Source organism: Nocardia sp. NPDC051570 (assembly GCF_044454005.1).
Classification (GTDB): domain Bacteria; phylum Actinomycetota; class Actinomycetes; order Mycobacteriales; family Mycobacteriaceae; genus Nocardia.
In genome coordinates this window covers 15,834-28,274 of record NZ_JBITDI010000015.1, presented here as the reverse complement: position 1 = coordinate 28,274, position 12,441 = coordinate 15,834, and the positions used below count along the sequence as shown (strand labels likewise).

General features: G+C 68.0%; 15 protein-coding genes. 6 read left to right on the top strand and 9 right to left on the bottom strand.

Annotated elements, in window-relative coordinates:
* Window positions 1-13: 13 nt before the first annotated feature.
* Window positions 14-403 (bottom strand): hypothetical protein, encoded by a 390-nt coding sequence (locus tag ACIA76_RS31415; protein WP_397157077.1) that lies wholly within the window; start codon window positions 401-403, stop codon window positions 14-16.
* 245 nt (window positions 404-648) lie between these two features.
* On the opposite strand from ACIA76_RS31415, the gene ACIA76_RS31410 reads away from it, so the two are divergent.
* Window positions 649-882, top strand: coding sequence for a hypothetical protein (locus ACIA76_RS31410; RefSeq protein WP_397157075.1), 234 nt, complete (start codon window positions 649-651; stop codon window positions 880-882).
* Here ACIA76_RS31410 and ACIA76_RS31405 read toward each other — a convergent pair whose 3' ends face one another.
* From ACIA76_RS31405 to ACIA76_RS31385, 5 genes are read right to left on the bottom strand one after another with little or no spacing between them, the layout of a single operon-like run.
* Window positions 883-1,707, bottom strand: coding sequence for a class II fructose-bisphosphate aldolase (locus ACIA76_RS31405; protein WP_397157073.1), 825 nt, complete (start codon window positions 1,705-1,707; stop codon window positions 883-885). It abuts the gene before it with no gap.
* A gap of 13 nt (window positions 1,708-1,720) precedes the next feature.
* Window positions 1,721-2,650 (bottom strand): hexose kinase, encoded by a 930-nt coding sequence (locus ACIA76_RS31400; RefSeq protein WP_397157071.1) that lies wholly within the window; start codon window positions 2,648-2,650, stop codon window positions 1,721-1,723.
* Window positions 2,647-3,810: an N-acetylglucosamine-6-phosphate deacetylase gene (locus ACIA76_RS31395; RefSeq protein ID WP_397157069.1), complete on the bottom strand. Its 1,164-nt coding sequence runs from the start codon at window positions 3,808-3,810 to the stop codon at window positions 2,647-2,649. The genes ACIA76_RS31400 and ACIA76_RS31395 overlap by 4 nt, the downstream gene beginning before the upstream one ends.
* Entirely contained in the window at window positions 3,807-4,733 is a 927-nt protein-coding gene (locus tag ACIA76_RS31390) for an ROK family protein (RefSeq protein ID WP_397157067.1), read from the bottom strand. Before ACIA76_RS31390 ends, ACIA76_RS31395 begins: the two co-directional genes overlap by 4 nt.
* A gap of 10 nt (window positions 4,734-4,743) precedes the next feature.
* Complete coding sequence (locus ACIA76_RS31385) at window positions 4,744-5,655, bottom strand: SIS domain-containing protein (RefSeq protein WP_397157065.1); 912 nt, start codon at window positions 5,653-5,655, stop codon at window positions 4,744-4,746.
* Window positions 5,656-5,773: 118 nt separating this feature from the next.
* On the opposite strand from ACIA76_RS31385, the gene ACIA76_RS31380 reads away from it, so the two are divergent.
* The 4 genes from ACIA76_RS31380 to ACIA76_RS31365 are packed head-to-tail and all read left to right on the top strand — an operon-like array spanning window position 5,774 to window position 9,595.
* The gene (locus tag ACIA76_RS31380) at window positions 5,774-7,018 is read left to right on the top strand and encodes an extracellular solute-binding protein (RefSeq protein ID WP_397157063.1); all 1,245 of its coding nucleotides are present in this window, start codon (window positions 5,774-5,776) and stop codon (window positions 7,016-7,018) included.
* Window positions 7,015-7,911 carry a carbohydrate ABC transporter permease gene (locus ACIA76_RS31375; RefSeq protein WP_397157061.1) on the top strand — a complete coding sequence of 299 codons (897 nt, stop codon included), beginning with the start codon at window positions 7,015-7,017 and terminating at the stop codon, window positions 7,909-7,911. Before ACIA76_RS31380 ends, ACIA76_RS31375 begins: the two co-directional genes overlap by 4 nt.
* Window positions 7,908-8,819 carry a carbohydrate ABC transporter permease gene (locus ACIA76_RS31370; protein WP_397157059.1) on the top strand — a complete coding sequence of 304 codons (912 nt, stop codon included), beginning with the start codon at window positions 7,908-7,910 and terminating at the stop codon, window positions 8,817-8,819. Before ACIA76_RS31375 ends, ACIA76_RS31370 begins: the two co-directional genes overlap by 4 nt.
* Entirely contained in the window at window positions 8,816-9,595 is a 780-nt protein-coding gene (locus ACIA76_RS31365) for a DeoR/GlpR family DNA-binding transcription regulator (RefSeq protein ID WP_397157057.1), read from the top strand. The genes ACIA76_RS31370 and ACIA76_RS31365 overlap by 4 nt, the downstream gene beginning before the upstream one ends.
* A gap of 67 nt (window positions 9,596-9,662) precedes the next feature.
* Here ACIA76_RS31365 and ACIA76_RS31360 read toward each other — a convergent pair whose 3' ends face one another.
* Entirely contained in the window at window positions 9,663-10,010 is a 348-nt protein-coding gene (locus ACIA76_RS31360; protein ID WP_397157055.1) for a type II toxin-antitoxin system PemK/MazF family toxin, read from the bottom strand.
* 1 nt (window position 10,011) lies between these two features.
* On the bottom strand, window positions 10,012-10,230 hold the full coding sequence (locus ACIA76_RS31355) for a ribbon-helix-helix domain-containing protein (protein WP_397157053.1): 219 nt from the start codon (window positions 10,228-10,230) through the stop codon (window positions 10,012-10,014).
* Between the two features lie 106 nt (window positions 10,231-10,336).
* Between ACIA76_RS31355 and ACIA76_RS31350 the strand changes: the two genes are divergently transcribed.
* Complete coding sequence (locus tag ACIA76_RS31350; RefSeq protein WP_397157051.1) at window positions 10,337-10,840, top strand: DUF4254 domain-containing protein; 504 nt, start codon at window positions 10,337-10,339, stop codon at window positions 10,838-10,840.
* Between the two features lie 302 nt (window positions 10,841-11,142).
* On the opposite strand, the gene ACIA76_RS31345 is transcribed toward ACIA76_RS31350, so the two are convergent.
* Entirely contained in the window at window positions 11,143-12,393 is a 1,251-nt protein-coding gene (locus ACIA76_RS31345) for a lipase family protein (RefSeq protein ID WP_397157049.1), read from the bottom strand.
* Window positions 12,394-12,441: the final 48 nt, after the last annotated feature.

Genomic DNA, 12,441 nt, shown 5'->3' with positions numbered 1-12,441 from the left:
GATTTCGGCCGCGTTACCAGCCCGGCTCGAACCATCGCCGGGCCGATCGGCGAAACAACAGCACGATCACGATCAGCGAGGCGATCGGGCCCAGCCAGCCCGGCGGGCGACCTGCGGTGATCGCGGGAACGGTCCACACCATGGCCAGTCCGGCCAGCAGAATCGCCGCGATGCGGAGGGTGTTGCCCACCGCACCGAAGGCCAGTGCCAGCACTCCCAGCAGCCAGCTCGGCACGAAGGCGACCGCGGTGATCATGGCGAGCCTGGTGCCGAACAGCCAGGCGGCCGAGGCCGTGCAGGCGATGCCGAGGGCCGCCATGCCCAGGGCGATGAGTTGCGCCGCGCGCACCGGGCCCGGCATCCGGTGGATTCCGGACCCGCTGTCGGACACCATTTGTCCCATTCGCGGACTGTACCGCGCGGTCTGATAACGACCGCGGCAACGCGCTGTCACAGTTGTCCACCGACTGCGAAATCTACGCAGAAACAGCCTTTGACATGGGATAATTCCGATCAAAAGGAGACAGTACGGCACTCGGGGTGTGCCGTTGCACCGACGCGGGCGGCCACCGGTCGACAGGCGAGCGCATGGCACTCGAGGCGTGCTGTCACACCGACGCGGACGACCGCCGACCGAAAGGCGACAGCATGGCACGCGGGGCGTTCTGTTACACCGACGCGGACGGCCATCGGCGGATACTCACCGATCCGGTCGACACGATCGCCTACAACGTGCAGATGTGGATCGATGCCGAGGTGGTCAACGACACCGATACCACCGCCTGGCTGCATGAATGCGAGGACGGTGACGGGCGTTCCCGACCGCTCGGGCCCGGCGATCGGGCCCAGCCCGCGTATGTCGCCAGCGTGGTCTTCGCCTAGTCAGGCGAGCAGCCGCAGAAACCGCTCGACCTCGCCCTGCACGGCCGCACGCCCGGGACCCAGGTACCTCCGCGGATCCGAGAGCCGATCATCCGCGCCGAGCACACCGCGAATCGCCTCGCCCAGAACGACATTCAGCCGGGTGGCGATGTTGATCTTCGTCATACCGCAGTCGATCGCCGAGCGCAGCCCCGCATCGGGCACGCCGGAGGAGCCGTGCAATACGAGCGGCACCGGCACCTTCGCGGCCAGCCGGGCGATCAGTTCGTCGTCGAGCCGGGCGTCGCGGGTATGCATGGCATGCGAGGATCCGACCGCCACGGCCAGCGCGTCCACACCGGTCGCCGCGACGAAGGCCACGGCCTCGTCGGGATCGGTGCGCGCGCCCGGCGCATGGGCGCCGTCCTTGCCGCCGACCTCGCCCAGCTCCGCCTCGACGAAGACGTCGCGGTCATGACACCAGCGCGCGATATCGGCTGTGCTGTCGACGTTTTCGGCGTAGGCGAGGGTGGAGCCGTCGTACATGACCGAGGTGATGCCCACCTGCACCGCCGCGGTGATCAGGGCGCGCTCGGTCGCATGGTCGAGGTGGACGGCCAGCGCCGCCGAACTGTCCTCGGCGATCGCCAGACACGCCCGCGCCAACGGCTTCAGGCCGCCGTGATAGCGGACGGTATTCTCCGAAATCTGCAGGATCGCAGGACGTTTCGCCGCCTCGGCCGCCGCCGCGATGGCCTCGGCATGTTCGAGGGCGATCACGTTGAACGCGGCCAGGCCGCCGGGGCGGGCCGCGGCGATCAGCTCGGGGACGGGCAGCAGGGTCATTCCGGGTGCTCTCCTAGGTGCTCAGCTCGGTGACGACGACGTCGGGGGTCAGCTGCGTGCGCACGGCACGATCGATCTCGCCGGCGACCGGAATGACCACGGCCGCGGCGGAGGTGGCGACCGCGTCGACGAGCAGCCCGGGCCAATCGGGTTTCGGGTCGGCGGCCAGGGCCGCGATCACGGCGGCGGCCGCGGCATCGCCCGCGCCGGTGGGATTTCCGGTCATCGGCTCGGGCAGCGACGCCGACCAGGCGCCGTCGGCGGTGATCGCGACCATGCCCGCCCCGCCGCGAGTGGCGATCACCGCGCGCACGCCGCGGTCGATCAGCGGGCGCACGGCGGCGACGGTCTGTTCGGGGGTTTCGGGGGTCATGCCGGTCAGCCGGTGTAACTCCTCGCCATTGGGCATGAGCACCACGCCCGGCACCTCCGCGGCCAGCTCCAGGGCCCGGCCGTCGACATCGCAGATGGTGGGGACGCCCGCGGCGAGGGCGGCGCGGACCAGTTTGGCGGGCACCTGCGGGCCGACCCCGCCGGGCAGCGAGCCCGAGACGACCATGCCGTTGGTGTCGGGGAGCAGTCCGGTCACGCGGACCATGAGCTGATCGACGGCGTACGGACCGTTCACGCGGGCGCCGGGTTCCCACAGCGAGGTGGCGGTGCCGTCGTCGGATTCGCTGATCACCAGCGTGCGGCGGACCCACGGCAGCGCATGGACGAAATCGACGGGCAGTTCCAGCTCGGCCGCCGCCGCGAACGCGTAATCGGCGAAACCCGTTGCGCGCGTATAGCGTCCGAGCTGGTTGAGCACCCGGGCGACATTGATGCCCTTGCCGCCGATGCGCTGTTCGACCGAGAGCACCCGGTGCACCCGGCCGCGTTCGAACTGCTCGACACGGTAGGTCATGTCGTAGGCCGGGTTCATGGTCACGGTGAGGATCACGTCAACCACTGTCCCCGACGCAGCACGCGGCGCAACCCCAGTTCGGCGTCGACCACGATGGCATCGGCGAACATGCCGGGCCGCAGATCGCCCACATCGGCCAGGCCCAGGGCCGCGGCGGGGGTGGCCGTCGCGGCGCGGACGGCCACGGCCAACGGCACCCCGCAATCACGCACGGCCCACCGCAGGCAGCGCAGCAACGTGGCCGTGCCGCCCGCGATGGAACCGCTCGCGACCCGGGCCACCCCGTCGACGACTCGCACTCGCTGCGGGCCGAGTCGATAGTCGCCGTCGGGGAGCCCGGCCGCCTGCATCGCGTCGGTGATGAGCGCGACGCGATGGCGTGCGGTCGCGAAAACCAGTGCGCCGAAGCCGGATTCGGAATGCACGCCGTCGCCGATGAGTTCGACGTACACACGCTGCTCCGCCGCGGCCACCAACCCCGCGGCGACGGGTCCCGGGGCGCGGTGGTGCAGCGGCGGCATACCGTTCGCGAGATGGGTGACCACGGTCGCGAAACCGTTGGGGGCCAACGCGTTCCGGAATTCGCCATAGGCCGCGTCGCTATGCCCCAGCGCGACCACGACCCCGTTGTCGGCGAGCAGCTTCGCGGCCGAGGCGAAGCCCGTCCGCTCCGGGGCGAGGGTCATCATGCGCAGGGAGCCGTCGGTGACCGCCAGCAGGCGCTCGATCAGGCCGAGATCGGGATCGATCAGATATGCGGGATCCTGTGCGCCACAGCGCGCCGCGGACAGGAACGGCCCCTCGGCATGGATGCCCGCGATCGTCGCATCGGCGGCGACCTCCCACAGCGCGCGGGCCTGCGCGACCATATCGTCGGGCGCGGCGGTCACCACGCTCGCGACGACGGAGGTCGAGCCCTGCGCGTGGTGATAGGCGGCCGCCGACCGGGCCTCCGCCGGATCGGTGGTGTCGAACCGGTGCCCGAAGCCGCCGTGGTTGTGGATGTCCACCAGACCGGGCAGGACGGTGCCCAGATGTGCCGGAACCTCCGAATCGGGATGTGCCGCAGCCCAATCCGATAGCGATGCCACGGCGATCACCCGATCGCCGCGCACGGTGACGACACCGTCGTCGATCACCTCGGCCTCGGTCACGATCCGCCCGCGCAGCCACAGCCCGCTCTCGTCCGGCCTCATTCGAGCGCCCCCACTCGTGCGTAATAGGCCGCGCCGACCAGTCCGGCGCGAGCGCCGAACTCACCCAGGACGACTCGCGGGGGCGTGACGACCCGTAAGAGGGTGTCGAAGCGGCTCTGCAGCGCTTCGGAGAGCACCGCGCCCGCGGCCGCGAGGCCGCCGCCGAGCACGATCAGGGCGGGGCAGCTGGCGTGGATCACGCCGAACAGGCCCTCGGCCAGGGCGTCCACGGCATCGTCGACGACGTGGCGGGCATCGGGATCGGTGTCGAGGACGGCGAATACCTGTTCCGCACCGGCGATCTCGCGGCCGGTACGGGCGGTGTAGGCGCGCGCGATGGCGACGCCGGAGGCGACGGTCTCCACGCAGCCGATGCTGCCGCAGGGACAGGGCAATCCGCCGCGATGACGCACCGGGATATGGCCGTATTCCCCGGACTGGCCGACAGCGCCGCGCACCAGGCGGCCGTCCACCGAGAGCGTCCCGCTGATGCCGGTGCCGAGGATGACCACACAGACGTCGTCCTGGCCGCGGCCCGCGCCGTACCGCCATTCGGCCCAGCCCCCGGCCGTCACATCGTGCTCGATCAGCACCGGGCAGCCCCAGCGGTCACTGAACCGGTTGCCCACCTTGACATCTCGCCAACCGATATTGCTGCTGAAGACGGCCAGACCGCGCGCCGGATCCACGATGCCGGGCAGGATCACCGCTGCTCGCGCCACCCGATCACGGTGCGCCGCAGGCAGTTCGGTGAGCAGTTTCTCGCCGAGATCGCCCATGGCGTCGAAGGCCGCCTCGGCGCGCGGCGTGGCGACGGTACCCGTCGACAGCACCGCCCCGGCGGCATCGGTGATCTCGGCCTTGATCGTGGTGCCGCCGACGTCGACGGCGAGCACCAGGTCATCGGGATCCACGGCGGTCACGATGCGCCCCTTATCCGAGGATTACCGACCGGTTCAGGCTGCGGGGGTGGTCCGGATCCAGGCCCAGATCCGCCGACCGCAGCACGCACAACCGGTGCAGGCGCACCAGATCGGCCATCGGGTCGATATCGCGCTGCTCGAAATGAGCACCGGTCGCCTTGACGTCGTCGCCCAGGGTGGGATCGACCGCGCCGAACGCCCATACCGCGCGGCCGGGCGCGGCAATGCTGATCGGGCCGTGCCGGTATTCGGTCGACAGATAGCTCTCGGCCCAGGACTGGCAGGATTCGCGCAGCTTCAGCCCCGCCTCCTCGGCCAGCGCGGCCGCGAAACCCAGGCCCACGAAACTGATCTGCTCGGCGTAACGCACTGCGGCGACGGAGGTTTCGAGATCCTCGGCGAGCACCGCACGGGCCTGCGCGATGGCCGGGCCCAGATCCTCGCCCAGATGCCAGCGCAGGATCGCGAGCGTGGTGGTGGCGAAGCGGGTCTGCACCACCGACTGCTCGTCGACCTCGTCGATGAGGATCGGATCGCCCAGCTCCAGCGCCGCGGTGCCGGGGCTCGAACAGATGATCGTGCGCGGCGTCTCGCGCGGGATCGCGCGCATGGCGTCGAGCACCTCGGTGGTCGTGCCGGAGCGGCTGATCACCACGTAACGGTCGTACTCGCGACCGGTGCGCACATCGCTGGCGGGCCAGGCATCGGTCAGCCCCTGACCGCTGGACTCGCGCAGGTAGGCGATCGCATGGGACATGAAATACGAGGTGCCGCAACCGATTACGGCCACCCGCTCGCCCGGCTTCGGCAACAGGGCGGCATGCTCGGCGGCGGTCGACGCGGCGCGCGCCCAGTCGTCGGGCTGGGTGGCCACCTCAGCGGCCAGATGGGTTTCGGGGATTCGCTCAGCAGAGGTCGGCACGCAGTCCAGGATCGACCGGGTGATCGTTCATGTCAACTTAACAACGAAAACGGTCACATTCGATCAACCCAGGCGCTAGATTCTGACGAAACGGATTGTTCATTGAAAGGCCTATCTAGTGAAACGTCCACTCCGCGGCGCAGTTTCGTCGTTCGCGCTGCTCACCGGTTTGGTGTTGGCGGTGTCCTCCTGTGGGTTCGGCGGCAGCAAGTCCGATGACTCGGACCCGAACTCCCTGTCCTTCCTGGCACCGATCTACAGCGACAGCACCAAGTCGGAGTGGGACAAGATCATCTCCGACTTCCAGAAGCAGAACCCGGACATCAAGGTCACCCTGCAGATGGAGTCCTGGGACTCGATCAACGACGTGGTGCGCACCAAGCTGCAGAACACCTCCACCACGCCCGACATCCTGAATATCGACGCGTACTCGAGCTTCGCCACCGACGGCAAGCTCTACCCGGCCACCGATATCGTCGAGCCGTCGGTGATCAGCGATATCCAGCCCGGTTTCGCCAAGAACGCCTCGATCAACGGAACCCAGTGGGCGCTACCGCTGTTCGCCTCCACGCGCACGCTGTTCTACAACACCGACCTGTTCAGCCGCGCGGGCATCACCGCCCCGCCCAAGACCTGGGCCGAGCTGACCGATGTCGCCAAGAAGATCCAGGCGCTCGGCGGTGACATCTCGGGCTACGGCCTGCCGCTGGGCAGCGAGGAGGCCCAGGGTGAGACCTCGATCTGGACCTTCGGCGCGGGCGGCAACTGGTCCGACGGCGACAAGATCACCGTCGACACCCCGCAGAACCGCGAGGGCGTGGCGGCGATGAAGGCCATGTCGCAATCCGGTGCGACCCAGCCGAATCCGGGCGCGACCAACCGCGCGGACGCACTCAACGCCTTCTATCAGGGCAAGATCGGCATGATCGAGGGCCTGCCGCCCACGATCGGACAGATCGCGCAGAAGAATCCGGGCCTGAAGTACGCGACCGCGCCCTCGCCCACCAAATCCGGCGACCCGGTCACCCTGGGCGTCGCCGATCATCTGATGGCGTTCAAGAAGGACGGCAAGAAGCAGGCCGCGATCAAGAAGTTCCTGACCTACTTCTATTCGCCGCAGGTCTACTCGGGCTTCGTGAAGTCCGAGCACTTCATCCCGATCACCAACACCGGCATGCAGGCCCTGGCCGACGATCCGGTCACCAAGGCCTTCGCGGCGACCCTGCCGGTGGCCAAGTTCTACCCCAGTAACAACCCGAAGTGGGCCGCGGCCCAGGGCGCGATTCGCCAGCAGATCGGCACCATCGCGCAGGGCGCCGATCCGGCCTCGGTGCTGGGCAAGATTCAGCAGGCGGCGAGTTGAGGGGCGCCCTGATCCGATCCACGGCGGCGTTGCGCGCGCTGCCGTGGATCGGCCCGGTGCTGGTGTTGATCGCCGGGGTCGTCGTATTCCCGGCCGGGTACATGGTGTGGACCAGCACGCGCGATCTGAGCCCGTACGGGCAGGATCGCGGCCCGGCCGGTCTGGGGAACTTCCGCAAGCTGTTCGCCATCGATGAATTGGGCAGCATCCTCGCGCACACCGTGATCTGGGTGATCGCGGTCGTGGTCATCACGCTGGTGCTCTCCGCGGCGCTGGCGCAATTCCTGAACAAGCAGTTCCCGGGGCGCACCCTGGTGCGGATGGCGATCCTGGTGCCGTGGGCGGCGTCGGTCGTGATGACGACGACGATCTTCGAGTACATGCTCGATCCCGATGTCGGCATCGCCAATCGGTTCCTCGTCGATATCGGCGTGCTGGACCGGGGTTTCGGCTTCACCAAACAGGCGGGCCCGGCGTTCCTGGTGGCGATCGGCGTCGCGGTATTCGTCTCGGTGCCGTTCACCACGTACACGATTCTGGCTGGGCTGCAGGCGATTCCGGCCGAGATCGAGGAGGCCGGCCGGGTCGACGGGGCGAGCTCCTGGCAACGCTATCGACATCTGACGCTGCCGCAGCTGCGCCCGGCGATCGCGGTGGCCACCATCATCAACATCATCAACGTATTCAATTCGCTGCCGATTCTGCAGGTGCTGACCGGCAGCATCGCCGGCTTCGACGCCGACACCACGACCACGTTGACCTTCAAGCTGATTCGGCAGAATCAGCAGGTCGCCACGGCCGCGGCAATGAGCGTGCTGAACTTCGTGCTGATCGCGGTGATCATCGTGGTGTACGTGCGATTCACCCGATCGGCCCGTGAGGAGGCGCGATGACGGCATCCGATCCGGTCATGGTCGAACGGGCGGTGGCCACGGAAATCGTTGTGCCACCGAGTGGTTCGACGGTCACGGCGCGAAAGGTGCGGCGGCGGTGGGATCTGACGCTGGTCGGCGTCGTACTCGCCGCGGTGTTCCTGATTCCGTACCTCGTGATGGTGCTGGGATCGCTCAAGCCGCGCGCGGAGATCCTGCGGATTCCGCCGACCTACATTCCCCAGCAGTGGCGGCCGGACAACTACGTCACCATGTGGAACACGCCCGAGACACCGCTGCCGTTCAATCTGGTGAGCACCGTGGTGATCTCGGTGTGTGCCACGGTGATCGTGCTGCTGGTGGCGATCCCGGCCGCGTATTACACGGCGCGGCGGCAGTTTCCGGGCAAGGTCGCCTTCCTCGGGCTGGTGCTGGTGACCCAGATGCTGCAGCCGGTGGTGCTGGTGACCGGTCTGCTGCGGGAGTTCTTCACCCTCGGCATCAACGACACCTGGCTGGCGATGATTCTGGTGAATGCCGCGTTCAATCTGTCGTTCGCGGTGTGGATCCTGCACAGCTTCTTCGCCTCGGTGCCGGTGGAGATCGAGGAGGCGGCGCAGCTGGACGGGTTGAGCCGGATCCAGATCCTGACCCGGGTGAGCCTGCCGCTGGTGTGGCCCGGCATCGTGACCGCGACCATCTTCGCGTTCGTCTCCTGTTGGAACGAATTCGCGGCGAGCCTGGTGATCCTGACCACGCCGGAGAATCAGCCACTGTCGGTGGCCTTGACGAAGTTCATCGGGCAGTACGACACGGCTTGGCAATACGTCTTCGCTATCTCTACGGTCGGCATCGTGCCCGTTGTCATTCTGTTCGCGTTCATCGAGAAGCGCCTGGTCGCAGGTCTCACCGCCGGAAGCGTGAAATGACCGCTGCGACGGATCGGTCCCAGCGCTGGAATCGGCTGCTGGAGTTGCTGGCCGATACCGGCCGGCTGTCGGTGGAGGAGGCGGCCGAGCGATTGGGCGTCTCCCCCGCCACCATCCGCCGCGACTTCACCGCGCTGGCCGATCAGCAGCTGGCCACGCGCACCCACGGCGGCATCGTGGCGACCTCGGTCGCCTACGAGCTGCCCGCCCGCTACCGCGGCGGCGACGCCGCCAAACAACGCGTCGCCGAACACGCTGCGAGCCTGGTACTCCCGACCGAGGTGGTGGGCCTCAACGGCGGCACCACCACCACGGCCGTGGCCCGCGCCCTGGCCGGCCGCCCCGACCTGGCCACCGCCGAGCTGACGATAGTGACCAACGCGCTCAACATCGCCGGCGAAATGGTCCTGCGCCCCCACCTGCGCACCATCTGCATCGGCGGCCAGGCCCGCCGCGAATCCTACGAACTGCACGGCCCCCTGGCCGAACGCGCGATGGCCGAATTACGTTTGGACACTCTGATTCTCGGCGTCAACGCCATCACCGCCGAGGGCGGCGCCCAGGGCCGCCACCTGGACGAATCCGGTATAAACGCCGAAATGGTCCGCCGCGCGGAACGAGTCATCGCCGTCGCCACCGCCGACAAACTCGAGAAGACCGCCCTGGCCCGGATCTGTCCCATCGAGGACATCGACATCCTGGTGATGGACACCGCCGCAGCCCCGGAGGCCGTCAACGCCATCCGTGAGGCGGGGGTTCGGGTGGAGCTGGTCTGAGCCGCCGCTCGAGCCCCCACTACCTCGGCATGAGCATTCGATCGCCCTATCGCCCTCGCTACTGCGGCTACAGGTCCAGGTGTAGACGCAGGGCTCGATCTATCGCTGCGACTACATCTTCCGGCAGTTGACCGAGCACAGTGCCGATCCGTTCCACAGCGATCGAGCGAACCTGCTCGGCCTGCGCCTTGGAATCGACCTTGATTCCGGGCAATTCCTTACTCAAGAACACCTGGAACGGATAGACACGTGCGGTGTTGCTGGTTACCGGCACGACGGTGACGACACCGCGGCCGAGGAGTTGAGCCGCCTCATTGGCCCGGTCGTTGCTCACGATCACCGCAGGGCGACGCTTGTTCGATTCCGCGCCGCGCACCGGTTCGAGATCGACCAACCGGACCTCGCCTCGGCGCACGCTAGCTCAACCCGTCGCCGGCAGTACCGTCCCAGAGGTCCCGCTCTCCGGAGGTCTCCCACTCGGCCCACGCCGCGGCATACGCATCCGACAACCCCGCCTCGCGAAGCAGGCGGATCGCCTCCTGCAGTGCGGCAGAGCGGGAGGGCAGGCCGCGCTCCCGCACCACCTCGTCGAGCAGGGCGACATCCTCTTCAGGCAGACTGACACTCAGCTTCACACCCCCAATGCTACTCCCGGTAGGAATTTCCATACTACCCGTGGCGGTAACGAATCGATCAAGTGCCGATCGGCGTGGCTACCAGGACTCGCCGTCATCGGGTGGGGTGGGCGCCACCGTTGACGCGTGGACCGTTGCCGATCAGAAACATTGGCCGTGCAATATGGCCGCCGTGGCATTGCTCCCACCGAAAGACCTTCTGCTGCAGGCGTGCCGGGGACTCGAACCCGGTGAGCACCTGGTGCTGCGCTGCGCCTGCCGCCTGGCCGAATTACATGAGCTTCGGCTGACCGTGACCGCTACCGCCGATATCGATCGGCAGCGGGCGCAGCTGGTGCACGAGATCGATCGGTGGGTCGCCGCGGAGTTACCGGCCGCGCCGGGAGGCGCGCGATTACATACCGAGACGGTGGGTGCGGTCGTGGATCGGCTGGCCCAGTTCTCGGCGCTGGCCTATCTGGCGCTGACCGCCACGCCCGCATGGCTGGCCGATGATGCCTGGCGGCGGCTGGCGGAGTTGGCGAATGCCTATGCGGATCTGGCGACCGAGGTCAGCGCGGGCCGATGCCGGCTGCCGAAACTCAACGGCCATCACGAGTACGAGTACTGAAAGGGTGCTGCCGGCGACGCGCAGGGGGTTGCGCCGCCGGCAGCGGTGAAGTGGTTCTTCGCGTCCTCGTTATCCAGTGTGCGCCTGCGAGCTGAACTCTCGCCAGGTTCCGGCTGAGAAGTAGCTGAATTTCCGGGACCGGAAACCCGAACGGCGACGCCGCGAGGGAAGGCGTCGCCGCAGGCCAGGGATGGACGGATCAGGGCAGTTGATCCGTATCGGCCGAACCGACAATTCATAGCGTGCGCCGCCAACCTCGAGACCCACCGCGACAAGTCTGTGAATGTACTGTCAGCGCTGGTTCAGGGCGTGGCGACGGTACATCCGCCGGGGACGAGCGTGCCGTCGAGCAGATCGGCCACCCAGTTCGCCACCGCGGGAATCGCCAGCGCGCCGACGATGAAATGCTCCCCCGGATAGGGTGCGAGCCGCACCCGCGCGCCCCCGGCGCACCAGCTGTCGTAAAGGTTGCGGGCACCCTGGTAGGGAATCCAGAATTCGTCGCGGCCGTGATAGACCATGATCGGAATCCGCGGCGCGATCCCGCCGAGTTTGTTGTCCGCCACGATCTTTCGCACCATCGGCAGCTCGGTCGGATCGGGCACGTCGGTGAGCTGCTCGACCCGCACCGGTACCGCGCCCGCCGCGGCCAACTGCCCCGAGCACAGATCTCGGAACAGATGGGCCAGTCGCCACCCGTTGTCGTTGAGCAGGGTCAGCAGCTCCGGATACTCCCGTGCCAGGCCCAAGGTGGCGGCGAGGAAAATCCCGGACCCCACCTCCCGGCCGTTCATGATCTTCACCAACAGGTCGTAATCGGCCGGGGTCCCGCCGACCAGCGCCCCGGCCAAATGCAGCTCGGGCGCATAGCTCGGAGCCAGCTGGGCCGCCCAGCCCGTGGCGATGGCGCCGCCGGAGTAACCGCTGATCACCACCGGCGCTTCGGGTTTCAGATCGGACACCCCCAGGCGCACCGCGGCCCGGGCTGCGTCGAGCACCGCGTGCCCGCCCATCAGACCGGCCGCATACGCCTCCCGCGGACCCTGATGATCGGGCACGATCACCGCGTAGTTGCGGTCCAGCAGCAGCTGAATCGAGAGCTGATCGGCGGAGAAGCCGCGCTCGAGGGTGTACGACGGCGAACACCAGTGGCCGAGCGAGGAGATCGGAATGTCATAGGACACCAGCGGCCGCGGCCCCGATCCGGTCCACGCCGCCTTCGGCACGATCAGCGTCGCCACCACGGGAACCGGATCACCCTTGCTGCCAGTGGAGCGCACCAGCATCTCGATCGTCCGCACCGGGCTGGTGAACCAGGTCGGCACCGATCGCGCCCGCAATACCGTTGCGGGCGGACGATTCTCGAAACCGGCCGGCGGCGTGTAGAACGCATCGGACAGCGGGGTCGGCAGCACCGAGGCGAGTTCGTGCGGCGGATCGACGAATTCCTCGATCGGATCGTCGGCCAGTGCGAACGCCGGTACGCATACCGACACCGCCGCCACAACCGTCACCGCCCACAGCCGCACCAGGGTCCGCCGTCTACCCGCCACGTTCAGATCACTCCCGAAATGTCCGTTGGGCCGACCGCCGAATCACTC